We start from the raw sequence: 25,689 nt of genomic DNA on the forward strand, positions 1-25,689 counted from the left end.
ATGCTAATTTTGTGTTAATCGCTTCACGATTTTCACTGTTTCGTACGCCGCTTTTTCAATTTGCTCTTTCGTATTTCCAAGTCCAAAACTAAAGCGTACGGATGAACGTATTTGATCGGAGTCTTTTCCAAACATCGCTACTAATACATGTGATGGATCAATCGAACCAGCTGTACAAGCAGAACCGCTTGATACTGCAATGCCAGCAAGGTCTAAGTTCACAAGAAATGGTTCAATGTTCATTCCTGTAAAACTTACATTAAGTACATGCGGTAAGCGATGTTCTAAGTTTCCGTTTACCTCGAAAGTAATGCCTTCATTTTTGAAGACAGATACCATTATATCTTTAAACTCTTCATATTGGGCATTTTTTTGCTCACGAGTTTTTTCAGCTATAAGAATTGCATGCTGAAGCCCAGCAATACTAGGCACATTTTCCGTACCAGCACGGCGTTTTCTTTCTTGCTCTCCGCCTATTAATAACGGTTCAAATTTCACATTTGCACCAGCGTATAAGAACCCTACACCTTTTGGCCCATTAATTTTATGAGCTGAAATTGATAATAAATCAATTCCAAACTCTTTCACATTAATTTCTACTAAACCGTAAGCTTGTACCGCATCTGTATGGAAATAAGCTTGATGATCTTTTAGCAACTTTCCTATTTCCACAATTGGTTGCATTGTCCCTACTTCATTATTCCCAAACATAACAGATACAAGAATCGTCTCTTCTGTTAATGCCTTTTGTATGTCAGAAACTTGAATAAGCCCTGTTTCATCGACAGGTAAATATGTCACTTCAAACCCTTCACGCTCTAACAATTCGCACGTATGCAAAATCGCATGATGTTCAATTTGCGTCGTTATTATGTGGTTACCTTTATGACGGTTCGCACGTGCTACACCGATAAGCGCTAAATTATCAGCTTCTGTACCACCGCTCGTAAATATAATTTCATTCGGATTCGCATGAATGCTGCGTGCACACACTCGTCTCGCCTCATCTACTGCATGTCGAGTTTGACGTCCATAAAAGTGAATACTAGACGGGTTCCCGAATATTTCTGTCATATATGGAATCATCTTTTCGACCACTTCTGGGTGAGTCGGAGATGTCGCAGCATGATCTAAGTAAATGCGTTCCATTAAATCTCCTTCTTTCCAAATCGTTTCACAAGGAATTAAATGTAAAACATATAGCCCCCGTGATTTTCTTCCTCATAACGTACTAAATCTTCTAACGTTGTACTATCTAACACTTCTTGCACCGCATCACGAACACGCATCCATAACTGGCGCTGTGCTGGCTCTTCTTCTTCTATCATTTCTACAACACTAATCGGTCCCTCTAATACACGGATTACATCCCCAGCTGTAATGTTAGCCGGTTGATCAGATAATACATATCCGCCGTATGCCCCGCGCGTACTCTTTACAAGACGAGCGTTACGAAGTGGTGAAATTAATTGCTCTAAGTAATGCTCGGATAAGTCATGCGCCTGCGCAATTGATTTTAATGAAATCGGACCTTCACCAAACTTTTTTGCAAGATCAATCATAATTGTTAAGCCATAGCGGCCTTTTGTTGAAATCTTCATCTATTTTGCACCTCTTTTCAAATTTTCACTTCTATTGGTTATATCTTATTTATAAAAAGAACACAATTTAAAATCCTATGAAATTATAGCATAATATAGTATTATAAGAAATTTCAACTTGTGTATCAAAATGATAACATAAAATCACATTGAAAAACTCGGAAATTATTACAATTGAAAGAAAAATGAAAATATTAACCTTCATTTTTCCCATAAAACAGCATCCTATTTCAAATTCCGTAGAAAAAAATGATACGATAGAACGAGATTATATATTAAGGGAGACGGTCCAAATGAAACAACCACTCGCACATCGAATGCGCCCTACAAATATTCAAGAAATTATTGGGCAACAACATTTAGTTGGTGAAGGAAAGATTTTATGGCGAATGGTCCAAGCCAATCATTTTCAATCTATGATTTTATACGGTCCTCCAGGTACAGGAAAAACATCCATTGCCAGTGCAATTGCAGGAAGTACCGGTACCCCGCTTCGTCTATTGAACGCTGTTACTCACAATAAAAAAGATATGGAAGTTGTCGTACAAGAAGCGAAGATGCATCGACACCTCGTTTTAATTTTAGATGAAGTTCACCGTCTAGATAAAGCAAAGCAAGACTTTCTATTACCTCACTTAGAAAGCGGACTTCTTACTTTAATTGGTGCTACGACAAGTAATCCATTCCATGCAATAAACTCCGCTATTCGAAGCAGGTGTCAAATTTTCGAATTACACGCACTAACAGAAGAAGATATTTTAATTGGGTTAAAAAGAGCTTTAGAAGATAAAGAAAAAGGGCTTGGAGAATATGCAGTAACGGTAACAGATGAAGCACTACATCACTTTGCAAACGCCTCTGGTGGTGATATGCGTTCCGCTTATAACGCACTTGAGCTTGCTGTATTATCTAGCTTTACTACAGACGATCAAGCGGCTGAAATCACACTCGAGATTGCAGAAGAATGCTTACAAAAGAAGAGCTTCGTCCACGACAAAGGCGGCGATGCTCATTATGATGTATTATCAGCATTTCAAAAATCAGTGCGCGGAAGTGATGTAAATGCAGCACTCCATTATTTAGCACGCCTTATTGAAGCAGGTGATTTACAAAGCATTGGCAGACGCCTTCTTATTATGGCTTATGAAGATATTGGACTTGCTAGCCCACAAGCTGGACCACGTACACTAGCTGCAATTGAATCAGCTGAACGAGTTGGATTCCCAGAAGCACGCATCCCACTTGCAAATGCCGTTATCGAGCTATGCTTATCACCAAAATCAAATTCAGCTTATAAAGCACTTGATGCTGCATTACACGATTTACGCAACGGTCAAACAGGTGACATTCCAAGCCATTTAAAAGATAGTCATTACAAAGGCGCAGAATCACTTGGAAGAGGCATTGGATATTTATATCCGCACGACCATCCAAACGGCTGGGTAAGGCAACAATACTTACCTGATAAAATAAAAAGCAAGCAATATTATAAACCGAAAACGACAGGAAAATTTGAGCAAGCACTTTCTACTGTTTATGAAAGATTACAAACTTCGAATAAAACGAAAAATAAAGGGTAACATAAACGAAAACGTCACCATTATGGAGGCTTCGCTTATGAAAACACGTCAAGATGCATGGACAAAAGAAGATGATCTCCTTTTAGCAGAAACTGTTTTACGACATATTCGCAGCGGAAGTACACAAATAAAAGCATTTGATGAAGTTGGCGATGCGTTGAACCGGACTTCAGCAGCTTGCGGCTTTAGATGGAATGCTGAAGTAAGACCGAATTACGAAGATGCGGTGCAGCTTGCAAAAAAACAACGTAAAGAATTAAAACGTTCTGAAGCTAATATAGAAAAAAATCGGTTCACGAAAACGAAACAACTCGTAATTGACGCCGATTTTTCAGAAGATATTACGCCAAGTAAACAAGATCTTACAATGCAAAATGTCATTTCATTTTTACAAAATTTAGAACATAACAATCCTTCACTTGCAAAGTTGCAAACTGAAAATGATGTATTACAAGCTCAACTCACCTCTCTGCAAAAAACGAATCATGAACTTGAAACGAAATTAGCGGTACTCACAAAAAAACAACAAGCAATCGAAGAAGATTACGCGATGCTTGTTCGAATTATGGATCGTGCTCGAAAACTTGTTTCAGTCGAAGAGCAAGAAGAGCAAATTGCCCCGATTTTCAAAACCGATCAAAATGGGAATTTAGATATTATTTATTCTGCAGAGAATTAAAAACAGGGATGTCACTTTTTTAACTGAGTGACATCCCTGTTTGTTTTCGGTGAACCATATATAGATATCGGTAAATGAAATTATATTAACGGTTTTTCGAATATATCTATCACAACTTGCAATATATCAACGATTTTTCAAATATATCTATCACAACTTACAATATATCAACGATTCAATAAAGGATATCGATTTAACGACAAAGATTGACAATAACATTCCTCCTTGTCATACAAGGAAACTCCTAAAACGGATTGGATATTTTTTACTAAAATGTTATTATAAACATATACCTTTAAAGGGAGATGGTTGCTATTTCATTAATAATCTTCAAAATAACTCTTGGCCTTCTCGTCCTAACTTTAGCTCTTTTCACCATTAACAGTCTAAAAAAGACATCCGCCTATAAATCAGATAAATATGATTATTGCTTACTAACCTTACTTACATTTGAACTAGTAGTGATGCAAATATTCATATTTCTTTAATACATATAAAAAAGCATATATCCAAAATGGATATATGCTTTTCTTTTATTCTTGCCCTACACGTTTCACTTCTACGTTTTTAATGCGTTCACGTACAACGTGACTTGCCATAATTAAGCCTGCCACAGATGGTACGAATGCATTTGATGAAGGCGGTAATTTCGCCTTACGAATTTTTGCATTCTCGTCTGGTACAATTTCTTTACGTACTTCTTCACGAATTACGATTGGGTTTTCGTCAGAGAAGACAACTTTTACACCTTTTTTAATACCCTCTTTACGAAGCTTCGTACGAATGACTTTCGCAATTGGATCTGTATGTGTTTTAGAGATGTCCGCAATACGGAAACGAGTTGGGTCCATTTTATTCGCTGCACCCATACTTGAGATAATTTTAATTTTACGACGTAAACATTGTTTAATTAAATGAATTTTGAACGTAATCGTATCAGATGCATCCACTACAAAGTCTAAACCGTACTTAAAGAACTCTTCATATGTTTCATCTGTATAAAACATTTCTAGTCCAATTACTTCACACTCTGGGTTAATGTCCGCGATACGCTCTTTCATTAATTCTACTTTTGAACGTCCTACAGTAGATACTAAAGCGTGAATTTGACGGTTTACGTTTGTAATATCTACAACGTCTTTATCAACTAATACGAGACGTCCTACGCCAGAACGTGCTAACGCTTCAGCTGCAAAAGAACCTACACCGCCAATTCCTAAAATACCGACTGTACTATTTTTTAATATTTCAAGTCCTTCTTTACCGAAGGCTAATTCATTACGTGAAAATTGATGTAACATTCAGCTCTACACTCCTATTACAAAAATGGTCTACCATGTATTCTAGCGTTTTTCCGACTATTTGTATAGAAAAAGTTATAGAATTCCTAAAAATACATATTTCGAGAATGAAAACATAGACCAGAATTTTATTTCTTCCTAAATACACGTTTAAAAAAGAGGATTTAGAGAACCGAGCAGATCGAGGCGCTGAAGCCAGGAGGAGCGCAGTGTAGAAACACTACTCGAGCACCGGACTGGCGAAGCAACGATGAGATGCGACAGTTATCTAAACCGGACTTTTTAAACAACCTCTCAAAAAAAGTCTAGACGGTTATAGTATAACCATCTAGACCCTATTCTTACTTCTCTTCTTTCAAGCTTAATTTTAAGTTCAGTTCTTCAAGCTGCGATTCTGCAACTGGGCTTGGAGCTTCTGTTAATAAGCAGCTTGCGCTTGCTGTTTTCGGGAATGCAATTGTATCACGAAGGTTCGTACGGCCTGCAAGTAACATAACAAGACGATCTAAACCTAATGCGATTCCGCCGTGTGGTGGTGTACCGTATTCGAATGCTTCTAATAAGAATCCGAATTGCTCTTGCGCTTCTTCTTGTGAGAATCCAAGTGCTTTGAACATTTTTTCTTGTACGTCACGCTCGTAAATACGAAGTGATCCCCCACCAAGCTCATAACCGTTTAATACAAGGTCATATGCTTGTGCACGTGCTTTTTCTGGTGCTGTTTCTAGTAACTCAACATCTTCACGGAATGGCATTGTGAATGGGTGGTGAGCTGCGAAGTAACGATCTGCATCTTCATCGTACTCAAGTAGTGGCCAATCAGTTACCCATAGGAAGTTAAATTTACTTTCATCAATTAACTCAAGCTCTTTACCTAGACGTAAACGAAGTGCGCCTAAGCTATCTGCAACAACGCTCTTCTTATCTGCTACGAATAGTAATAAGTCGCCAGCAGTAGCTTCTAATGTGCTCATTAACACATTTGCATCTTCTTCACCGAAGAATTTCGCAATCGGTCCTTTTAGGCCGTCTTCTTCAACTTTAAGCCAAGCTAGACCTTTTGCACCGTATACTTTCACAAATTCAGTTAATGCATCGATGTCTTTACGAGAATATTTACTTGCAGCACCTTTTGCATTAATTGCTTTTACTTGTCCGCCGCTTTCTACAGCACTTGTAAACACTTTAAAGCCACAATCTGCTGCAAACTCAGATAAGTCTGTTAGTTCCATTTCAAAGCGTGTATCTGGCTTATCAGAACCGTAGCGAGCCATTGCATCAGCATATTTCATACGAGGGAATGGTGCACTCACTTCTACACCTTTTGCATCCTTCATAACTTTCGTCATCATACGCTCCATCATATCTAAAATTTCATCTTGTGTTAAGAATGAAGCTTCGATATCGATTTGCGTGAATTCTGGTTGACGATCCGCACGTAAATCTTCATCACGGAAACAACGTGCTACTTGATAGTAACGCTCAAATCCGCCGACCATAAGAAGCTGTTTAAATAACTGTGGTGACTGTGGTAATGCATAGAATTCACCATCATGTACACGACTTGGCACTAAATAGTCACGAGCTCCTTCTGGCGTGCTTTTCGTTAAAATTGGTGTTTCTACTTCTAAGAACTCTTCTGTATCTAAGAAGTTACGAATTGTTTTTGTTACATCGTGACGCATTTTGAATGTGTTGAACATTACAGGACGACGTAAGTCTAAATAACGATATTTTAAACGCACATCTTCTGATGCATCTGTATCATCAGCAATGATAATTGGCGTTGTTTTCGCTGCATTTAGTACATTTACTTTTGTTGCTTGTACTTCAATACGACCAGTTGCCATATTGTCATTAATTGCGCCTTCACCACGTTCAACAACTGTACCTTCTACGTGTAATACGTATTCGCTACGAATTGTTTCTGCTACTTCTAACGCTTCTTTTGATGTTTCTGGGTTAAATACAACTTGTACGATACCTGTACGGTCACGTAAATCGATAAAGATTAATCCACCTAAGTCACGGCGTTTTTGTACCCAACCTTTTAATTGAACTGTTTGTCCAACAGCTTCTACTGTTACTTTTCCACATGCATGTGTTCTTTCAGCCACTGTAAGTTCCCCCTATATTAATTTCTCTGCTACGTATGAAGCAAATACATCTAACGCTACTTCTTCTTGTTCACCTGTTGCCATATCTTTTAAGTTAATGATACCTTTATCTAGCTCATCTTCTCCTAATACAGCTACAAATTTCGCCTTTAGACGATCTGCTGATTTAAATTGTGCTTTCATTTTGCGATCTAAATAATCTTTTTCAACTGACAATCCAGCTTTACGAAGATCGAACGCAACTTTTGCAGCATGGTCTTTCGCTTTTTCGCCAAGCGCTACAACGTAACAATCAATGCTATGTTCAAGTGGTAATTCAATGTTTTCAGCTTTTAGCGCCATAATTAAACGTTCAATACTCATTGCAAAACCGATACCTGGCATTTCTGGTCCACCGATTTCTTGTACCAGTCCGTTATAACGGCCACCACCGCTTAATGTAGTGATTGCACCGAAACCTTCTGCCTCACTCATAATTTCAAAAACAGTGTGTTGATAATAGTCTAAACCACGCACTAAGTTCGGATCTTTTTCAAATGGAACATCCATCATCGTTAATAGTTCTTGAACTTTGTCATAGTATACTGCTGAATCTTCGTTTAAGTATTCTGTAATAGATGGTGCTGTTCCCATTAATTCATGGTTACGGTCCTTCTTACAGTCTAAAATTCGAAGTGGGTTCTTTTCTAAGCGAGATTGACAGTCAGAACAGAATTCGCCGATACGTGGCTCAAAGTGTGCGATTAATGCATCACGGTGTGCTTGACGGCTCGCTGCGTCACCTAAACTGTTTAATACAACTTTAATATTTTTTAAGCCCATGCCGCGGTAAAATTCAACAGCAAGTGCAATTACTTCTGCATCAATTGCAGGGTCATTACTGCCGATTGCTTCGATACCGAATTGTACGAATTGACGATAGCGACCTGCTTGTGGTCTTTCATAACGGAACATTTGACCGATATAGTATAATTTCGTTGGTTGTGTCGCATCACCAAACATTTTATTTTCAACGTAAGAACGTACAACAGGTGCAGTACCTTCTGGACGTAATGTTAAGCTACGCTCTCCACGATCTTGGAATGAGTACATTTCTTTTTGTACGATATCTGTCGTATCACCAACACCGCGTAAAAATAGCTCAGTGTGTTCAAAAATTGGTGTACGAATTTCTTTATAATTGTAACGACGGCAAATTTCGCGTGCTTGCCCTTCGATATACTGCCATAACTCAACAGTGCCTGGAAGAATATCTTGCGTTCCGCGTGGGATTTGAATAGACATATTCAGTTCCTCCTCAAATTGTTTTAATCTTAATAAAAATAAAAAAACTCCCGCCTCTACTGTTTAAACAGTAGGGACGAGAGTATTATACCCGTGGTGCCACCCTAATTGAAGCACGTATGCTTCCACTTTTTTAATAACGCTTAAATATGCGTTCATCCCTACTAAGCATATATGCCGTTCAAGTTGAAACCTCTAGAGTGTCATTCAATCAGTCATCATGCAGAAATGTTTTCAGCCTAAGACATTCCTTCTCTTTCCATGTGTGTCTCATTTACTCTTCTCTATCAACGGTTATATTCATATGTAAATATAAAATTACTATACGTTTGTTAAGTAGGATTGTCAAGTGCTCTAAGAACGTTCAATCTGCTTCTTTAAACGCTTTACATCTTGAAGAGAAATCCCAAACTCCGAAGCAAGCTCCATTGAAGTATTGTTTTGCTCTTTTGAAATAAAATCATGAAAATTCACGTTAAACAGTTGATTTGCACCATTTGTAACAGAATGCCCTTTTTCATTCATACGCATACGTATATCCCTCACATTCAATATGGATGTTTTACTTTTTATTGTTCCATATTGATGAGAGAGTTATACATAACCGAAACTGCTATTGATTCCAAATAAATGAACAAAACATACAACAATGTATAAAAAAGAGAGGATTATATAACCCTCTCTTTTTTATGAACACTATTTACTTTCTACAATTAAGGTCACCGGACCATCATTGACCAAAGAAACGTCCATCATTGCTCCAAACTTTCCTGTTTCCACATGTAATCCTTGTTTACGAACTTCTTCATTAAAGAAATCGTATAAACGCTCTGCATAGTCAGGTTTCGCAGCATCCATAAAGTTTGGACGTCTGCCCTTGCGGCAATCTCCGTATAATGTGAATTGCGAAATAGATAGAACTTGTCCTTCTACATCAAGTACAGAATGATTCATCTTTCCGCTCTCATCTTCAAAAATACGTAAGTTTGCAATTTTTTCCGCAATGTAAGTTGCATCTTTTTCTGTATCTTCGTGCGTAATGCCAACTAGTAATGTTAAACCGAACGGAATTTGTCCTACGATCTCACCGTCTACTGTGACAGACGCTTTCTTTGATCGTTGTAAAACAACTCTCATCTTTCTACACTCCCTATTAATGCATCATGCGTCGTACTGCATAAATTTCTGGAACGCGTTTAATGCGTTCTACTACTTTTTTCAAGTGTTGTAAGTTACGAATCGAGATTGACATATTAATTGTTGCCATCTTATTACGGTCACTTCTACCAGAAACAGCTGAAATGTATGTTTTCGTCTCTGTAACAGCTTGCAATACTTCATTTAATAAACCGCGGCGATCGTAACCTGAAATTTCAATATCAACGTTATACTCAATTTCTTTTTCAGGGCTACCTTCCCACTCTACCTCTAATAATCGTTCTACAGCTTCTTCTGTATGAACATTTACACAATCACGGCGGTGAATTGATACACCTCGGCCTTTCGTAATATACCCAACGATATCATCGCCCGGAACTGGGTTACAGCATTTCGATAAACGGATTAATAAATTATCAGCACCGCTTACCTTTACACCAGAATCCCATTTTCGAATTTTCATCGGTTTACGGACTTCTTTAACTTCAACAATTTCTTCTTCTTCGCGTTGTTTGCGGAACTTGTCCGTTAGTCGCGTAACAATTTGCGAAGCTGTAATTCCGCTATATCCAACTGCTGCAAACATATCTTCTTCATTTGCAAAGTTAAATTTCTCAGCGACGCGTTTTAAGTTATCCGGCGCCAATACTTCTTTCATCTCATACTCTAGACCACGTACTTCCTTTTCAACAAGTTCACGGCCTTTTTCAATATTTTCGTCTCTACGTTGTTTCTTAAAGAATTGACGAATTTTATTTTTCGCATGAGATGTTTGAGCAAGTTTTACCCAATCCTGGCTTGGGCCATATGAATGTTTCGACGTTAAAATTTCAATGATGTCGCCTGTTTTTAATTTATAATCCAGCGTCACCATTTTCCCGTTTACTTTTGCACCAATTGTTTTATTCCCAATTTCCGAATGGACACGATACGCGAAATCAATTGGAACAGATCCAAGTGGTAATTCCATTACATCGCCTTTCGGTGTAAAGACGAATACCATGTCAGAGAATAAATCAATTTTTAATGACTCCATAAATTCTTCTGCATTAGAAGCTTCATTTTGCCATTCTAATATTTGACGGAACCATGTGAGTTTCTTCTCTAATGTACCTGTTGTTTCTGCTGTTTTTCCTTCTTTGTATGCCCAGTGTGCCGCGATCCCAAATTCTGCAATTTCGTGCATTTCTTTCGTACGAATTTGCACTTCAAGTGGATCACCTTTCGGTCCAATTACAGTCGTATGAAGAGATTGATATAGATTTGCTTTTGGCATTGCAATATAATCTTTAAAACGACCTGGCATCGGCTTCCAGCACGTATGAATAATTCCAAGCACCGCATAACAATCTTTAATACTATTTACAACGACACGTACAGCTAATAAATCGTAAATTTCATTGAACTGCTTATTTTGCAGTGCCATTTTACGATAAATACTGTAAATATGTTTCGGTCTTCCAGAAATCTCAGGTTGAATTGCAACTTCTTTTAATTTCTCACGAATACCAGTCATTACTTCGTCTAAATATTCTTCACGTTCTGCACGTTTACGCTTCATTAAATTTACAATACGATAATATTGTTGTGGATTTAAATAGCGAAGTGACGTATCCTCTAGCTCCCATTTAATAGTACTAATTCCGAGTCTATGTGCCAAAGGTGCAAAGATTTCTAACGTTTCATTCGCTATGCGACGCTGCTTCTCTTGAGGCAAATGTTTCAATGTACGCATGTTATGAAGACGATCAGCTAGTTTAATTAAAATAACTCGAATATCTTGAGCCATTGCAATAAACATTTTGCGATGGTTTTCTGCTTGTTGTTGTTCGTGAGATTTATATTTGATCTTCCCAAGCTTTGTAACGCCATCAACAAGCATAGCAATTTCTTTGTTAAATTCCCGTTCAATATCTTCTAATGTAATCTCTGTATCTTCCACTACATCATGTAAGAAACCTGCTGATACCGTAGCTGGATCCATGTGTAAATCAACTAAAATACCTGCAACTTGAATCGGATGAATAATATACGGTTCACCCGATTTTCTATATTGTTCGCTATGCGCATCACGTGCATATTCATAGGCACGTGCCACTAGCTCAATATCTTCATCCGCTAAATATTGACTTGCTTTCTCGAGTACCTGTTCAGCTGTTAGTACCTGCTCATTTGCCATCGAATCACCTTTTATTGAAAATTGACTTTATCTTTATTTAATAGAATAAATTATATTCTATCATTATAACCCAATGATTGTGAATTGTGAAAAGGAAAAGATTTTACTGACATTTCACCATAATTTTTTGTTCAATTATACAAAAGTACCCGCTCCTCTCCAAGAGATTCACGGGTACTTTTTATCACCGTAGTTTTACCTATATAGTGATTAGTATTTTTCTAATACTAATACATCGTAACCATCTAACATTTTACGACCATCTAAGTAAGTAAGTTCTACTAAGAATGCAATTCCTGCTACAACTCCGCCTAGCTCTTCAACTAACTTAATTGTCGCTTCGATTGTTCCACCTGTAGCTAATAGATCATCTGTAATTAATACGCGTTGACCTGGCTTAATTGCATCTTTATGGATTGTTAAAACGTCTTTACCATATTCTTTACCGTAGTCAACTGTAATTACTTCACGTGGTAATTTTCCTAATTTACGAACTGGCGCAAATCCTACTTCTAACGCATAAGAAACTGGGCAACCGATAATGAAACCACGAGCTTCTGGTCCTACTACAACATCGATATCTCTTTCTTTTGCGTACTCAACGATTGCGTCTGTTGCTGCTTTGTATGCTTTACCGTCATTCATTAAAGGTGTAATGTCTTTAAACACAATACCTTCTTTCGGATAATCCGGTACAATTGCGATATGTTGCTTGAAATCCATATTTCTGAATCCTCCTCAGATCTAAAAGGTTTGTAAATACAAATCCTTTACCCTAACTGTTCTACTTCTTTATGATTACGAATCGTTTCAAACCATGTATATAGTTGCTGATATGTGCTATAAACCAATTCTTTTTCTAATTGTAAGTGGTTCATTTTCTCACGATATGTGTTCGATTCAATTAAATCACGCTTTTGTTTTTTGTCTGCCATAAAAATGACGCCATCTTTTATTGTAACAAATTCTAACTCAAAAAACACCTGTGTCATGAAATTTACTGTATCTTTTGACCAACCTTTATGACGACATAGTTGTTCTCCATATTGTCTTAAAGAAAATGGTGTTTTTTGGCTTAAGAAAGAATAGTACCATTTAAAGTGTTCTCTCGTCGGAACTGTACTAAATAAGTGGTTATTCTCTTGATAAAATAGCGTATAAATTCGCGCTGGGAATCCTACCTTAAATAGCTCACGTAATTCATCTGTTCCTTTTGGTAAATCAAGTAACACGATATATTGATCATCTAAATGCGTTACTTCTGAAGCATGCATGAGCTTTTCTTTATAGCTCTCTAAAGAAAATTTATTCAATACCTCTTCAGAAAAATACACCATTGTTATTTTTTCTTTCGGAAGTTCTGCTAAATTTGCTTCTGCATTACGCATACTACGCCAATCAAATAATTGCCACGCCTCTACAGCAATATCTTGTACCATTAGTTGTGGCTTCTTAAAGTTATTCCATTCATTAATAGACGCTTCTCCTATTACAGATACTTTTGCAACTGGAGAGATTTCTTTCGCATATGCACCAAAGCCAAATCCAATTGTATCCAGTGTTGCTTGTCCATCACGAAGAGCCATTTTTAAATGAGAGCCATCTGATCCGATTGCGCGAATGCTTTCTAACTCTGCATCTTTTACTGCAATACGTGGTTTCGGATTTCCAACACCAAACGGGGCTAGTTTTTGCATATCTTCAATTGCCGCTAGCGTTACATCCTCTACTTTACAAAAAACATCAACTGCTGTAATTGGAATAAAATCTTCTTCTGTTAAAATTGCATCTGCTTGTTCATTTAAGCGGCGACGTAATTCATCTACATCATTCATATGTAGCGTCATTCCCGCTGCCATCGGATGCCCTCCGAAGTGTGGTAATAACTCTCTACAATCTGATAAATTTGCAAACAAATCAAATCCTGCAATACTACGTGCTGAGCCTTTTGCTGTTTCTTTTATAGGATCAATGCTTAATACAATCGTCGGACGATAAAAACGTTCAACTAATTTCGAAGCAACAATTCCAATTACCCCTGGGTTCCAGCCTTCTTTCGCAAGTACTAATACTTTATTTTCTTCTGGTGGGAAGTTATTTTCCACTTCAGCGATAGCCTCTTCTGTAATTTGCTTTACAATATCTTTTCGCAGTTTGTTCAGCTCATCAATTTCTTCAGCTAGCTCTTTCGCTTCCTCTGGATCATCTGATAATAAAAGGTGTACAGCCGGCGCAGCATCTTCTAAACGCCCAACCGCATTAATACGAGGTGCAATTGAGAAACCAATACTCTCTTCGGTAATTTCACTTTGCGAAACGTTAGCAACTTTAAACAATGCCTTCAAACCAATATTTCTCGTCATACGCATATGTTTTAAACCGCGTTTCACTAGCAACCTATTTTCACCATGAAGTGATACTAAATCGGCTACTGTACCAATTACTGCGATCTCTAATAAATGTTCTGGTACACGGCCTAATAGTGCATGCGCAACTTTAAACGCAACACCTACACCAGCTAAATAGTGAAACGGATATACACCGCCATCTAATTTCGGATGTATAATCGCAAGTGCTTCTGGCAATTCTGGCGGTGGCTCATGGTGATCTGTAATAATTAGATCTATTCCAAGCTCTTTCGCTACATTCGCTTCATGTACCGCTGCAATACCAGTATCGACAGTAATAATTAGCGAGAACCCTGCGCTATGCGCCCAACGAAATGCTTCTTCGTTCGGTCCATACCCTTCTGTAAAACGATTTGGAATGTAAAATTCTACTTCTGCACCTAATTCTTGAAGAGCAAGATATAAAACTGTCGTACTACTTACTCCGTCCGCATCGTAATCACCAAATATTAATATTTGCTCTCCATTTTGAATCGCCTTATTTACACGTTCTACCGTTCTATCCATTCCTTCTAATAAAAATGGATCATGAAATTCTTGATTTTCTGTATTTAAAAAATCTAAAATCTTATCTTCTGTATCGAGTCCTCTACCGAGGAATAACGAAACGACAAGTGGCGATAACTGTAATTTACTTGCTAATTCACTCACTCGCTCGTCATTATATTCTTTTTCTTTCCAACGCGTCTTCGGTTGTAACACGAAATCACCCCTTAACCTGTTCATTATACAAGACAGATTAAGGGGTGACAATATAATGCAAACTACGATGCAATATCTATATACTAAAATGTTAATGATGTTTAATTTGGAGAATACGGATTTATATGTACGAATACATTTTGTACATTATCTTGTTTCATAAGTATTTCTTTCACATGTTTTCCAATACGGTGTCCTTCCTCTACAGTAATGTATGGATCTACGGACACTTTAATATCGACAATAACATAATGACCATGCTCCCGTGCATATAAAGAACCAATTTTTTTCACACCATCTACTTGAAGAACTGCTTCTCTAAGCGGAATAACATCCTCCTCATGAAGAACATGGTCAAGCGTTGCATGAATTGCTTCCGCTCCAATGCTCCATGCCATTTTTACAACAAGAAGTGAAACAACTAATCCCGCAATTGGATCAGCGTATACAAGCCAGTCTATACCAAGCTTACCACCTATTATAGCTGCACAAATACCGATTAAAGCTGCAATTGAAGAAAATACATCCGAACGGTGCTCATATGCATTTGCAATAATTGCATCACTGTTTACTCTTTTCCCTAATCGGAATTTATATTGAAACATTCCTTCTTTCACGACGATTGAAAGAACAACAGCAAATATCGTAATTCCTTTCGGCGGTTCTAGTTCTTGCGAAAAAGCTTTTATAGACGAAATCGCGATTTCAAGTCCCACAATAAATAATAATACCGCAACAATAATCGCTGAAATCGATTCCGCTTTACCATGACCATACGGATGATCCTCATCAGGTGGCTGCTTTGCCGCTCGCAATCCAAAAAGTACAGCTAGCGAACCTATTACATCTGATGCAGAATGCACGGCATCCGCTAATAGCGCTTTACTGTTCCCAATATAACCAATTACCGCCTTTACAATCGCTAATATAATATTACCAACGATCCCGACAATAGCACCAAACTCGGCCTGTTTAAAACGTTCATCTTTTTCCATAATTAAAATCCCTTCTTTTCTTAACCTATCTTTTTATTTTAACAAAAACAGCGATAGCACCACCACTTTCTTCCATCTTCTTTCTGTTAAAAAGTTGCTATCTTATTGTATCCACAAACGAAAAAAGAGATGCCTCATAAAGAGACATCATCTTTTCTATACTTGCGGTTCAGATTCTACTTTCTCAACCTTCTTCTTGTTTTTTCCCTTTTTCAAACGACGGTTTTCAAGCATTAACCAAATTTGAGAGGCAACGAAAACAGAAGAGTACGTACCTACAATTAATCCAACAAGTAACGCAAACGAGAAGTTACGTAGTGACTCACTACCGAAGATAAGCAGTGCAATTACTGGGAATAACACTGTTAATACGGTGTTAATCGAGCGACCAAGCGTTTGGCGAATACTTGCATTTACGATTTCTTCTAGATCTTTTATATCGCGCACTCGTTTTTTCTGTTTGTATAATTCACGGTTTCTATCAAATGTAACAATCGAGTCATTAATAGAATAACCGATGATTGTTAGTACTGCAGCAATAAACGTTAAGTCTACCTCTAGTTGGAAAATACTAAACATAACAATCATAACGAATGCGTCATGTAATAATGCAAGTACTGCAGATAACGCATACGTAAAGCGGAAACGAATACTTACGTATAAAATGATAACCGCAGAAGCAATCAGTACTGCGATAAATGCATTTCGTGCAATTTCTTTACCGATTGTCGGTGAAACTGTACTTACGTTTGGATCTGTACCATATTTATCGTGGAAGAATGTTTTTGTTTTCGCAATTTCATCTTTTGATAAAACACCTAATGTACGAACTGCGAAACCTTTATTGTCATCTCCAGTCGGTACAATATTTTCTTCCTTCACATCAATGTTCAATTCTTTAAAATCTTTATGAACATCAGACACAGTAACGGCTTGTTTTGATTGCAAGTCGATACGTGTACCACTCGCAAAGTCAATACCAAGGTTCAATTTGAAAATTGGTAAGATAATTGCTCCTGCAATTACAACTACAATCGAGAAAATAAGGAATTTATGACCGATATTTACGAAATTAATACGATCAAATCTCGTTGGCGGATGTACTACACCTTTTGTTAATGGAATAATATCCTTTTGTTTCACACCAAAATATCCTGGTTTTTTATCAAAGTAACGGCTCTTTACAAGTAGACCTAGTAAGAAACGAGTACCGAATACGTTCGTAATAAAACCAACTAAAATACTTACGATTAAACTTGTTGCAAATCCTTTTACAGAGCTATTACCATAAACGAATAACACACCAGCTGCTGCAAGAGTCGTAACGTTTGCATCTAGAATTGTTGCTAATGAACGATGGTTACCAGCACGGAATGCCGACATCATTGACTTACCGATTTTCAGCTCTTCTTTCAGTCTCTCGTACGTAATAATATTCGCATCAACTGCGATACCTACTCCGAGCACTAACGCTGCAATACCTGGCAACGTAAGAACTGCATGCATCCAGTTAAAGACAAGTAATGTAACGAAAATGTATAAACCTAACATAATAACCGCTACAAGTCCTGGTAAACGGTAGAATACAAGCATAAATAAGAAAATAAGAGCGATACCAATCGCACTAGCGAAAATCGTTTGCTCTAACGCTTGTTGACCAAATTTCGCTCCAACAGATGTTGAATACATTTCTTTTAAATCAACAGGAAGTGCACCTGCATTTAATAAAGATGAAAGTTGTTTCGCACTTTCAACTGTGAAGTTTCCACCTACGATAGATACTTCAGCTTGGTTAAATACTTGGTTTACTGTTGCTGCTGATAAGAATTTCGGATTCGGTTTTGCAGATTCTGCTTTATACGAATCTTTTCCTTCTTCAAAGTCAAGCCAAATTACCATTAAATTCGTTGGTGGTGGCATTTTAGAAATTTTTTCAGTTACTTCACGGAATTTTTCAGCGCTTTTTAGTGTAAGACCTACGCTCGCACGGCCTTGCTCATCAAATGTTTGCTTCGCTCCGCCGCCTTTTAAATCCGTTCCATCCATAAGAAGGTTATCGTCCACATCACGGAATGTTAATTTCGCTTGTGTTGATAACATTTCACGTGCTTTTTGCTGATCTTGTACACCAGCAAGCTGTACACGAATTCGATCTTGCCCTTCGATTTGAATGTTCGGCTCACTTACACCGAGAACATTGACACGATTTTCAAGAGCACCTACTGTACTTACAAGTACATCTCGATCGATTTTATCACCTTTTTTGGCTGGTTTTACTTCATACAGAATTTCAAAACCACCGCGAAGGTCTAGTCCTAGACTAATTCCTTTTGCTATGTCTTTTCCTGCCGCACCAATTACTCCACCGATTAATAAGACGATGAGGAAAAAGGCGGCAATTCTCGTACCACGCTTTGCCATATGTACCCTCTTTCTGCTACTAACACTTTCAATAAATCTCTTACGATTCACTGCTATACGTGTGCATACGCCTAGTTAGTAGACTTCCTTTCTATAATTTTTGCTAGTTCATCACTAGCTCTATAGGTAAGCTTTTACACTACCTACACTTCCATCATTTATTTTCCTCTTCACTACCTCCTTTATATATAATCTTAGACATAATTATTTCCTCTTTATCAATACATATCATTATACTGCAAAAGGAAGAACAAACCAATTGCAGTCGGTTATTTATTTTCGTACTCATCAAATGACCAAAGTGGCGCTTGGTAAGCTTCAACAGTTAAATATGTCATATATTCATTAGCTGTTACTGTTAATACGTCATTAACTAATTCATACAATCTAACATCGCTGTCTATCTTCTTCCACTTTTTCACTTTAAGAAACTTCCAAATGTCATCATCTGTCACTCGGTCGTAACCGAACATTTGAAACTCTTCTACTTTACTTTCTAAAACGACTTGTAACTGTCCGCGGTATGATTCTACCAAAGCCTCTCTATCTAACATCTATAAACATCTCCTTCTTATTTCAGCACGAAAAAGTCGCTTTAATCCCGCTCTAATGGACAGCAATAACTACTTTCAAGAGCACTATCATACTTCACTCTCTTAAATGCTTGTCATTCTTGTCTCGTACGTGCATATAAATTATTGTAAATCATTCCATTGATTTTGAGAAGGTAGGAGAAGAACATGACGAGACAAAGCTTTTTAAAAGGCGCATTTATTTTAATGATAGCCGGCTTTATTACAAAAATACTCGGCTTTATCAACCGCATAGTAATGGCACGTATTTTAGGAGAAGAAGGCGTTGGTCTTTATATGATGGCCGTTCCTACATTCATTTTAGCAATTACATTGACACAAATTGGTCTTCCTGTCGCAATTGCAAAATTTGTAGCAGAAGCGGAAGCTGTGAACGATAAACAAAGAGTTAAAAAAATATTAACCATATCACTAGCTGTTACATCCGTTATTAGTATCATTTTAACAATCGGAATTATGTTCCTCACACCTATTTTAGCAAAAACATTATTAACCGACGAAAGAACCTACTATCCATTAATGGCCATTTTGCCCGTTGTTCCTGTTATTGCTGTTTCTTCTGTTTTGCGTGGTTACTTTCAGGGGAAACAAAACATGAAACCTAGCGCTTATGCGCAAGTTCTAGAACAAGTCGTCCGCATTACCATTATCGCTATATGCATTCAATTATTTTTACCTTACGGCATAGAATATGCTGCAGCCGGCGCTATGTTATCAGCTGTTCTCGGTGAAGTTGCATCCTTATTATTTTTACTCACGTTATTTCAGCGAGAAAAACATTTATCAATACGCTCTGGATTTTTCACTACTGTAAAGGAAAGCAAAGGGACATTTTATTCTCTGATGGATATTGCCCTTCCAACTACAGGAAGTCGTTTAATCGGCTCCGTTTCATATTTTTTTGAACCTATTGTCGTTATGCAAAGCTTAGCAATCGCTGGTGTCGCTGCTTCTGTTGCAACCCAGCAATACGGTATATTAAACGGTTATGCATTCCCGCTCCTATCACTACCCGCCTTTATTACATACGCTCTCTCTACAGCGCTCGTTCCTTCTATTAGTGAAGCAATGGCAAAAAGACAACATAAATTAGTAGAGCACCGTTTACAACAAGCACTTCGAATTTCATTAATTACCGGCGGATGGTCTGTCGTTATATTATACGTATTCGCTTCTCCTGTTTTAACTCTTATGTATGGATCAGACAGCGCAACAGCATTCATTCAACTTCTTGCGCCTTGCTTTTTATTTCATTATTTCCAAAGTCCACTCACCTCTGTTTTGCAAGCTTTAAACTTAGCAAGAGCCGCAATGATGAATACATTTATTGGTGCCATCGTGAAATTAATCGTTATTTTTGTACTAGCATCAAGGCCAGAGTTTCAAATGATGGGGGTTGCACTTGCTATTGCTGCAAATATTGTAACAGTAACATTTCTTCACTACGCTACTGTTTTAAAAAAGATTACATTTACCATTTACGCAAAAGACTATATTTTCGGCGGACTTGCCATCGGTATCGCAGGCGCCTTCGGTTTTTATCTTCATAAATATATTATTTTCTCTCATTCCCTTGGCATACAAACATTATGGGAAATCACTTTAACAACAATTGTTTATATCGTACTTCTCTTCACTTTCAAACTCATTCGAAAAGAAGAGTTAAGTCGTCTCCCTATCATTCGTAAGCTTTCATTTTTGAAATAAGGTGAAACTTTAATCAGTGGGGTAATCTCCACTGATTATTAGTTATACTAATCATCCTTACTCTTCCAAAGGATAAGTCTCTAATTTTCTTTTACATCAACAAAAAATTGTCCATTTTGAAAACTACAGTATAAAATTTGTGTTATATCGTTATAACCTAAGTTTTTTAATTTCTCAATAAGCCATTCATCTGTATGCTCAATCATTTGTAAATGACTAGATTGAATTTCTCCATCAATAATAAGAGGAAGCGTAAACTGCAATGTATCTTGTTTATTTTTTTGTTTTTGAAAGACAGATAACTTCCCAGACGGTTCCAAAATAGCATATTCTACATCCCGAATATCGCCAACTCCTTGTTCCCTTAATTGCATCATTAAATCATCAATATTATATCGTTGGTTTCTCATCTTTTTTTCATCAATCTTTCCCGCATTAATAATAATTGCTGGTTCACCTTCTATTAAATGCCGAAATCGTTGAAACTTTAATGAAATGACTGACAAAATGATTTGTATGCACATAAGAAAAGTCATCGGAACTAATTGATGCCAAAGTGATTTATCGGTATTTTCAATTGCTACTACAGCCATTTCTCCAAGCATAATAAATACGACTAAATCTAATACACTTAGCTCTCCTATCTCACGTTTACCCATAAGACGAAAAATAATTAAGATGATGATATACAAAAGCATTGTCCGTCCAATTACCGATATCCATTCCATTTCTACATCTCCTTTTTTACGTATAGACTCCCCTATAAAAAAGAAACTAGTCTAACTTGAGCAAAAGGAAAATATGCTTGTATTAAAAAGGGGGAATGCATAAATGGATGGAACGAAAAAATTATCAACTGCAATTGGCTTCGGTATTGTTACGCTACTAATTCTCGCATCTATTACTAGTATGATTATGGCTCTTTTATTAAAGTTTACGAATATAAATGAAGGGACATTAACCGTTACTATTTTTATACTCGCTCTTTTATCTATGCTTATGTCTGGATTTACTGCCGGCAAAAAGGCTCAAGGAAAAGGTTGGCTAGTAGGTTTCACAACAGGGCTCACGTTCACTATACTCGTCTTTCTAGTTAACTATTTAGGCTTTTCTCAAACCTTATCGAACTCACAATTACTATATCAATTAGCATTAATGGGGGCGAGTACACTCGGTGGTATTTTCGGTGTAAATATGTCAAAGCAAAGTAACTAAAAAAGGCCCTGCACATTTCATGCAGGGCCTTCCACATTAGTTTTTCACAACTTCACGAATCGCATTGCGATCGAAAGTTAAGTGTGAACCACCAGATTTAATAACGATTTTTGTCTCATCTACTGATTCGATTGTACCGTGTAAACCACCGATTGTTACGATAGCATCACCTTTTGCTAACTCACTTTGCATTTGAGCAACTGCTTTTTGACGTTTTTGTTGCGGGCGAATTAATAAGAAATAGAAAATCGCAAACATCGCAACGATCATAACGATATTCATCATACCTGCATTCATCTTTTGTTCCTCCTTTTAAATTATGTATTAGAAGTTTTTAGCATTCGGTTTATTAAAGCCATACTGTTCAAAGAACTCTTCGCGGAAATCGCCAAGACGGTCTTCACGAATAGCTTGTCTCACCTGCTCCATTAAGTTTAACAGAAAATGAAGGTTGTGATAAGACGTTAAACGAATTCCGAACGTTTCATCACATTTCATTAAGTGACGAATGTACGCACGTGAGTAGTTTTTACATGTGTAGCAATCACAGTTTGGATCAAGCGGACCGAAGTCTCTTGCGAATTTCGCATTTTTTACAACAAGGCGACCTTCACTTGTCATACACGTACCATTTCGAGCGATACGAGTTGGAAGTACGCAGTCAAACATATCAATCCCACGAATTGCGCCATCGATTAACGAATCAGGAGAACCTACACCCATTAAGTAACGAGGCTTATTATCTGGAAGAAGTGGTGTTGTAAACTCAAGAACACGGTTCATAATATCTTTCGGTTCACCAACAGATAAACCACCTACAGCGTAACCAGGGAAGTCCATTGAAACAAGGTCTTTCGCACTTTGACGACGAAGCTCTTCGTATTCCCCGCCCTGTACAATACCGAATAAACCTTGATCTTGCGGACGTTCATGCGCTTTTAAGCAACGTTCTGCCCAGCGGCTCGTACGCTCTACAGATTTCTTCATATATTCAAAAGTAGCCGGGAATGGTGGACACTCATCAAATGCCATCATAATATCTGAACCTAATGCATTTTGGATTTCCATCGCTTTTTCTGGTGATAAGAATAATTTATCTCCATTTAAGTGATTACGGAAGTGAACGCCTTCCTCTTCAATACGACGGAAGTCACTTAAACTGAATACTTGGAAACCACCAGAGTCTGTTAAGATTGCACGATCCCAGTTCATAAATTTATGCAAGCCGCCTGCTTCACGAATAATTTCATGACCTGGACGTAGCCATAAATGATACGTATTACTTAAAATAATGCCAGAATCCATTGCTTTTAATTCTTCTGGTGACATTGTCTTAACTGTTGCAAGTGTACCAACTGGCATAAATGTTGGTGTATCAAATGAACCGTGCGGCGTATGCACACGACCTAAACGGGCACCCGTTTGTTTACATGTCTTAATAAATTCATAACGAATTGCTGTCATAACTTACTCCTTTTATTTGTTTCTCATTTTAGCGTGAGATGCAACGAACATTGCATCACCGAAGCTAAAGAAACGATATTTTTCTTTTACTGCTTCATTATAAGCATGAAGTACATTATCTCTATTTGCAAATGCACTTACAAGCATAATTAATGTTGATTTCGGTAAATGGAAGTTTGTAATTAAACCATCAATTGCTTTAAATTCATATCCCGGATACATGAAAATATCTGTCCATCCAGAAGCGGCGCAGAGCTTACCGTCATGATCTGTTGCAATTGTTTCTAACGTACGAGTTGATGTCGTACCTACAGTAATAATACGTCCACCATTCTCTTTCACACGATTTAATAATGCCGCTGTCTCTTCAGACATATGATAATATTCTGCGTGCATATGGTGTTCTTCAATCGTGTCTGCAGAAACTGGTCTAAATGTTCCAAGTCCTACGTGAAGTGTAATGAATGCTAACTGAACGCCTTTTTGCTTTAACTTCTCAAGTAACTCTTCTGTAAAGTGAAGTCCCGCAGTCGGCGCTGCTGCTGAACCGATTTCTTTCGCATATACTGTTTGATAGCGATCGCGATCTTCCAGCGTCTCTTTAATATATGGAGGAAGCGGCATTTCCCCAAGTTCATCTAAAATTTCATAGAAGATGCCATCATATGAAAATTCAAGCTGGCGTCCACCTTGATCTGCAGTTCCTGTGCAAGTTGCTTTTAATTTCCCTTCGCCAAAAGAGATAACAGTTCCTTCTTTTACACGTTTCGCTGGCTTTACAAGCGTTTCCCACTTATCACCTTCTTCTTGTTTTAAAAGAAGTACTTCAATGTGCGCGCCTGTATCTTCTTTCACACCGTACAAACGAGCAGGCATAACTTTCGTTTCATTTAAAACTAAGCAATCCCCCTCATGTAAGTAAGAAAGAATATCCGTAAAATGTTTATGCTCAATATCACCTGTTTCACGGTCTAACACCATTAATCTTGATGTTTCACGATCTTCTAACGGGACTTGTGCAATAAGTTCTTCTGGTAAATGAAAATCAAACAGATTTATATCCATAGCTATATCCACCTATTTCTTATTTAAATCGATTTATTATATACATAATAAAAGATAATACAATACTTAACACAATACATGTAATGATAGGAAAATAAAAGGTAACGTTTCCTTTTTTCACAAAAATATCGCCTGGAAGCCTTCCAATGAACTTCCAAGCTAATCCAACAACGATGAGTAAGATCCCGGCTGTAATAAGCAGCTTTGGCATCTCCGTCATACTTTTGGTATCTCCATTCCGAAATGTTCATACGCAAGCGGCGTTACAATTCGGCCCCTTGGCGTTCGTTGTAAAAAGCCAATTTGTAATAAATACGGCTCATACACATCTTCAATCGTATGAGATTCTTCTCCAATTGTTGCTGAAACCGTTTCTAATCCAACTGGACCGCCACGGAATTTCTCAATAATACCAAGCAGTAATTTATGATCAATATGATCTAGACCTAATTTATCTACTTGCAGTAGCTCTAATGCCATTTGTGTAATTTCCATCGTAACCGTTCCGTTACCACGAACTTGCGCGAAATCACGTACACGTCTTAAAAGACGATTCGCAATACGAGGTGTACCACGAGCACGTCTTGCAATTTCTAATGCAGCTAACGAATCGATTTCAACTTCAAATACTTCTGCTGTACGTTCAACAATCGCAGAAAGCTGATCTACTGTGTAGTACTCTAACCTTGAAAGTACACCGAAGCGGTCACGAAGCGGTGCCGATAATGCTCCAGCACGTGTTGTTGCTCCAACTAATGTAAATGGCGGTAAATCTAGGCGTACAGAACGTGCTGAAGGCCCTTTTCCAATTACAATATCAAGGCAAAAGTCTTCCATCGCAGGATACAATACTTCTTCAATTGATCTATGCAAACGATGAATTTCATCAATAAATAATACATCCCCTGGCTGAAGCGCTGTTAATACAGCAGCTAAATCTCCTGGTCTTTCAATTGCGGGACCTGAAGTTGTTCTAACATTAACGCCCATCTCATTGGCAATAATATTCGCAAGCGTCGTTTTACCAAGACCTGGTGGTCCATATAAAAGCACGTGATCTAACGTTTCTTCACGCATTTTCGCCGCTTCAATAAATACTTCTAAATTATGTTTTGCTTTATCTTGGCCAATATACTGACGGAGCGTCTGTGGCCGTAATGAATATTCTAAATCCGCATCTTCATATGCAGATTCCCCTGAAAGGAGACGTTCGTCCATTA

General features: G+C 37.6%; 23 protein-coding genes and 1 other annotated feature. Of the genes, 4 read left to right on the forward strand and 19 right to left on the reverse strand.

What is annotated here, in order from left to right; genetic code table 11:
- Positions 1–3: 3 nt before the first annotated feature.
- A complete protein-coding gene (locus tag ACTFN4_RS04430; protein WP_000439881.1) occupies positions 4–1,149 on the reverse strand; it encodes a cysteine desulfurase family protein in 1,146 nt (381 codons plus the stop codon).
- Positions 1,150–1,184: 35 nt separating this feature from the next.
- Complete coding sequence (gene cymR, locus ACTFN4_RS04435; RefSeq protein WP_000704116.1) at positions 1,185–1,601, reverse strand: cysteine metabolism transcriptional regulator CymR; 417 nt, start codon at positions 1,599–1,601, stop codon at positions 1,185–1,187.
- 293 nt (positions 1,602–1,894) lie between these two features.
- Between cymR and ACTFN4_RS04440 the strand changes: the two genes are divergently transcribed.
- Positions 1,895–3,181, forward strand: a complete 1,287-nt coding sequence (locus ACTFN4_RS04440) for a replication-associated recombination protein A (protein ID WP_439962096.1) — start codon at positions 1,895–1,897, stop codon at positions 3,179–3,181.
- Positions 3,182–3,218: 37 nt separating this feature from the next.
- Positions 3,219–3,860 (forward strand): RsfA family transcriptional regulator, encoded by a 642-nt coding sequence (locus tag ACTFN4_RS04445; protein ID WP_000857713.1) that lies wholly within the window; start codon positions 3,219–3,221, stop codon positions 3,858–3,860.
- A 533-nt stretch (positions 3,861–4,393) separates the two neighbouring features.
- Here the strand turns inward: ACTFN4_RS04445 and ACTFN4_RS04450 are convergent.
- The 11 genes from ACTFN4_RS04450 to ACTFN4_RS04500 all read right to left on the reverse strand — a co-directional run bounded on the left by ACTFN4_RS04450 (position 4,394) and on the right by ACTFN4_RS04500 (position 18,979).
- The gene (locus tag ACTFN4_RS04450) at positions 4,394–5,161 is read right to left on the reverse strand and encodes a tRNA threonylcarbamoyladenosine dehydratase (protein ID WP_000903179.1); all 768 of its coding nucleotides are present in this window, start codon (positions 5,159–5,161) and stop codon (positions 4,394–4,396) included.
- Positions 5,162–5,502: 341 nt separating this feature from the next.
- Positions 5,503–7,278, reverse strand: a complete 1,776-nt coding sequence (gene aspS, locus ACTFN4_RS04455) for an aspartate--tRNA ligase (RefSeq protein WP_000840892.1) — start codon at positions 7,276–7,278, stop codon at positions 5,503–5,505.
- Positions 7,279–7,290: 12 nt separating this feature from the next.
- Positions 7,291–8,562 (reverse strand): histidine--tRNA ligase, encoded by a 1,272-nt coding sequence (gene hisS, locus ACTFN4_RS04460; protein ID WP_000027084.1) that lies wholly within the window; start codon positions 8,560–8,562, stop codon positions 7,291–7,293.
- A 69-nt stretch (positions 8,563–8,631) separates the two neighbouring features.
- Positions 8,632–8,862, reverse strand: a binding site (T-box leader).
- Between the two features lie 54 nt (positions 8,863–8,916).
- Entirely contained in the window at positions 8,917–9,093 is a 177-nt protein-coding gene (locus ACTFN4_RS04465; RefSeq protein ID WP_001242605.1) for a hypothetical protein, read from the reverse strand.
- A 165-nt stretch (positions 9,094–9,258) separates the two neighbouring features.
- On the reverse strand, positions 9,259–9,699 hold the full coding sequence (locus ACTFN4_RS04470) for a D-tyrosyl-tRNA(Tyr) deacylase (RefSeq protein WP_001266966.1): 441 nt from the start codon (positions 9,697–9,699) through the stop codon (positions 9,259–9,261).
- Positions 9,700–9,715: 16 nt separating this feature from the next.
- A complete protein-coding gene (gene relA / locus ACTFN4_RS04475) occupies positions 9,716–11,899 on the reverse strand; it encodes a GTP diphosphokinase (RefSeq protein ID WP_001262795.1) in 2,184 nt (727 codons plus the stop codon).
- Between the two features lie 210 nt (positions 11,900–12,109).
- Positions 12,110–12,622, reverse strand: coding sequence for an adenine phosphoribosyltransferase (locus ACTFN4_RS04480; RefSeq protein ID WP_000346215.1), 513 nt, complete (start codon positions 12,620–12,622; stop codon positions 12,110–12,112).
- Between the two features lie 47 nt (positions 12,623–12,669).
- On the reverse strand, positions 12,670–15,009 hold the full coding sequence (gene recJ, locus ACTFN4_RS04485) for a single-stranded-DNA-specific exonuclease RecJ (protein ID WP_000941229.1): 2,340 nt from the start codon (positions 15,007–15,009) through the stop codon (positions 12,670–12,672).
- A 101-nt stretch (positions 15,010–15,110) separates the two neighbouring features.
- On the reverse strand, positions 15,111–16,004 hold the full coding sequence (locus ACTFN4_RS04490; protein WP_000409743.1) for a cation diffusion facilitator family transporter: 894 nt from the start codon (positions 16,002–16,004) through the stop codon (positions 15,111–15,113).
- Between the two features lie 156 nt (positions 16,005–16,160).
- The gene (secDF, locus tag ACTFN4_RS04495; protein ID WP_001119066.1) at positions 16,161–18,425 is read right to left on the reverse strand and encodes a protein translocase subunit SecDF; all 2,265 of its coding nucleotides are present in this window, start codon (positions 18,423–18,425) and stop codon (positions 16,161–16,163) included.
- Positions 18,426–18,694: 269 nt separating this feature from the next.
- Positions 18,695–18,979, reverse strand: a complete 285-nt coding sequence (locus tag ACTFN4_RS04500) for a post-transcriptional regulator (RefSeq protein ID WP_000886980.1) — start codon at positions 18,977–18,979, stop codon at positions 18,695–18,697.
- A 186-nt stretch (positions 18,980–19,165) separates the two neighbouring features.
- Here ACTFN4_RS04500 and spoVB point away from each other — a divergent pair, with 186 nt between their 5' ends.
- On the forward strand, positions 19,166–20,725 hold the full coding sequence (gene spoVB, locus ACTFN4_RS04505; RefSeq protein ID WP_259591324.1) for a stage V sporulation protein B: 1,560 nt from the start codon (positions 19,166–19,168) through the stop codon (positions 20,723–20,725).
- Between the two features lie 80 nt (positions 20,726–20,805).
- On the opposite strand, the gene ACTFN4_RS04510 is transcribed toward spoVB, so the two are convergent.
- On the reverse strand, positions 20,806–21,453 hold the full coding sequence (locus ACTFN4_RS04510) for a DUF421 domain-containing protein (RefSeq protein WP_000454838.1): 648 nt from the start codon (positions 21,451–21,453) through the stop codon (positions 20,806–20,808).
- A gap of 103 nt (positions 21,454–21,556) precedes the next feature.
- Here ACTFN4_RS04510 and ACTFN4_RS04515 point away from each other — a divergent pair, with 103 nt between their 5' ends.
- Positions 21,557–21,940: a TIGR04086 family membrane protein gene (locus ACTFN4_RS04515; protein ID WP_000349148.1), complete on the forward strand. Its 384-nt coding sequence runs from the start codon at positions 21,557–21,559 to the stop codon at positions 21,938–21,940.
- 36 nt (positions 21,941–21,976) lie between these two features.
- On the opposite strand, the gene yajC is transcribed toward ACTFN4_RS04515, so the two are convergent.
- Genes yajC through ruvB form a run of 5 tightly spaced genes read right to left on the reverse strand, consistent with a single transcriptional unit; the run spans position 21,977 to position 25,687 of the window.
- Positions 21,977–22,237, reverse strand: a complete 261-nt coding sequence (gene yajC, locus ACTFN4_RS04520; RefSeq protein WP_000991115.1) for a preprotein translocase subunit YajC — start codon at positions 22,235–22,237, stop codon at positions 21,977–21,979.
- 27 nt (positions 22,238–22,264) lie between these two features.
- On the reverse strand, positions 22,265–23,404 hold the full coding sequence (tgt, locus tag ACTFN4_RS04525) for a tRNA guanosine(34) transglycosylase Tgt (RefSeq protein ID WP_000125365.1): 1,140 nt from the start codon (positions 23,402–23,404) through the stop codon (positions 22,265–22,267).
- Between the two features lie 12 nt (positions 23,405–23,416).
- On the reverse strand, positions 23,417–24,469 hold the full coding sequence (queA, locus tag ACTFN4_RS04530; protein WP_439962097.1) for a tRNA preQ1(34) S-adenosylmethionine ribosyltransferase-isomerase QueA: 1,053 nt from the start codon (positions 24,467–24,469) through the stop codon (positions 23,417–23,419).
- Positions 24,470–24,488: 19 nt separating this feature from the next.
- On the reverse strand, positions 24,489–24,689 hold the full coding sequence (locus ACTFN4_RS04535) for a DUF2905 domain-containing protein (protein ID WP_000138162.1): 201 nt from the start codon (positions 24,687–24,689) through the stop codon (positions 24,489–24,491).
- On the reverse strand, positions 24,686–25,687 hold the full coding sequence (ruvB, locus tag ACTFN4_RS04540) for a Holliday junction branch migration DNA helicase RuvB (protein WP_000344449.1): 1,002 nt from the start codon (positions 25,685–25,687) through the stop codon (positions 24,686–24,688). The genes ACTFN4_RS04535 and ruvB overlap by 4 nt, the downstream gene beginning before the upstream one ends.
- Positions 25,688–25,689: the final 2 nt, after the last annotated feature.

This window comes from Bacillus cereus group sp. MYBK95-2 (assembly GCF_051915225.1).
Classification (GTDB): domain Bacteria; phylum Bacillota; class Bacilli; order Bacillales; family Bacillaceae_G; genus Bacillus_A; species Bacillus_A cereus.

Coding starts and splice junctions, on each gene's coding strand:
- ACTFN4_RS04510 (WP_000454838.1), bottom strand. CDS start 21,453: ATGGAATGGATATCGGTAATTGGACGGACAATGCTTTTGTATATCATC.
- tgt (WP_000125365.1), bottom strand. CDS start 23,404: ATGACAGCAATTCGTTATGAATTTATTAAGACATGTAAACAAACGGGT.
- ACTFN4_RS04515 (WP_000349148.1), top strand. CDS start 21,557: ATGGATGGAACGAAAAAATTATCAACTGCAATTGGCTTCGGTATTGTT.
- ACTFN4_RS04500 (WP_000886980.1), bottom strand. CDS start 18,979: ATGTTAGATAGAGAGGCTTTGGTAGAATCATACCGCGGACAGTTACAA.
- spoVB (WP_259591324.1), top strand. CDS start 19,166: ATGACGAGACAAAGCTTTTTAAAAGGCGCATTTATTTTAATGATAGCC.
- yajC (WP_000991115.1), bottom strand. CDS start 22,237: ATGAATGCAGGTATGATGAATATCGTTATGATCGTTGCGATGTTTGCG.
- ACTFN4_RS04490 (WP_000409743.1), bottom strand. CDS start 16,004: ATGGAAAAAGATGAACGTTTTAAACAGGCCGAGTTTGGTGCTATTGTC.
- ACTFN4_RS04430 (WP_000439881.1), bottom strand. CDS start 1,149: ATGGAACGCATTTACTTAGATCATGCTGCGACATCTCCGACTCACCCA.
- ACTFN4_RS04450 (WP_000903179.1), bottom strand. CDS start 5,161: ATGTTACATCAATTTTCACGTAATGAATTAGCCTTCGGTAAAGAAGGA.
- relA (WP_001262795.1), bottom strand. CDS start 11,899: ATGGCAAATGAGCAGGTACTAACAGCTGAACAGGTACTCGAGAAAGCA.
- ACTFN4_RS04470 (WP_001266966.1), bottom strand. CDS start 9,699: ATGAGAGTTGTTTTACAACGATCAAAGAAAGCGTCTGTCACAGTAGAC.
- cymR (WP_000704116.1), bottom strand. CDS start 1,601: ATGAAGATTTCAACAAAAGGCCGCTATGGCTTAACAATTATGATTGAT.
- ACTFN4_RS04465 (WP_001242605.1), bottom strand. CDS start 9,093: ATGCGTATGAATGAAAAAGGGCATTCTGTTACAAATGGTGCAAATCAA.
- ACTFN4_RS04535 (WP_000138162.1), bottom strand. CDS start 24,689: ATGACGGAGATGCCAAAGCTGCTTATTACAGCCGGGATCTTACTCATC.
- secDF (WP_001119066.1), bottom strand. CDS start 18,425: ATGGCAAAGCGTGGTACGAGAATTGCCGCCTTTTTCCTCATCGTCTTA.
- hisS (WP_000027084.1), bottom strand. CDS start 8,562: ATGTCTATTCAAATCCCACGCGGAACGCAAGATATTCTTCCAGGCACT.
- ruvB (WP_000344449.1), bottom strand. CDS start 25,687: ATGGACGAACGTCTCCTTTCAGGGGAATCTGCATATGAAGATGCGGAT.
- ACTFN4_RS04445 (WP_000857713.1), top strand. CDS start 3,219: ATGAAAACACGTCAAGATGCATGGACAAAAGAAGATGATCTCCTTTTA.
- queA (WP_439962097.1), bottom strand. CDS start 24,469: ATGGATATAAATCTGTTTGATTTTCATTTACCAGAAGAACTTATTGCA.
- ACTFN4_RS04480 (WP_000346215.1), bottom strand. CDS start 12,622: ATGGATTTCAAGCAACATATCGCAATTGTACCGGATTATCCGAAAGAA.
- ACTFN4_RS04440 (WP_439962096.1), top strand. CDS start 1,895: ATGAAACAACCACTCGCACATCGAATGCGCCCTACAAATATTCAAGAA.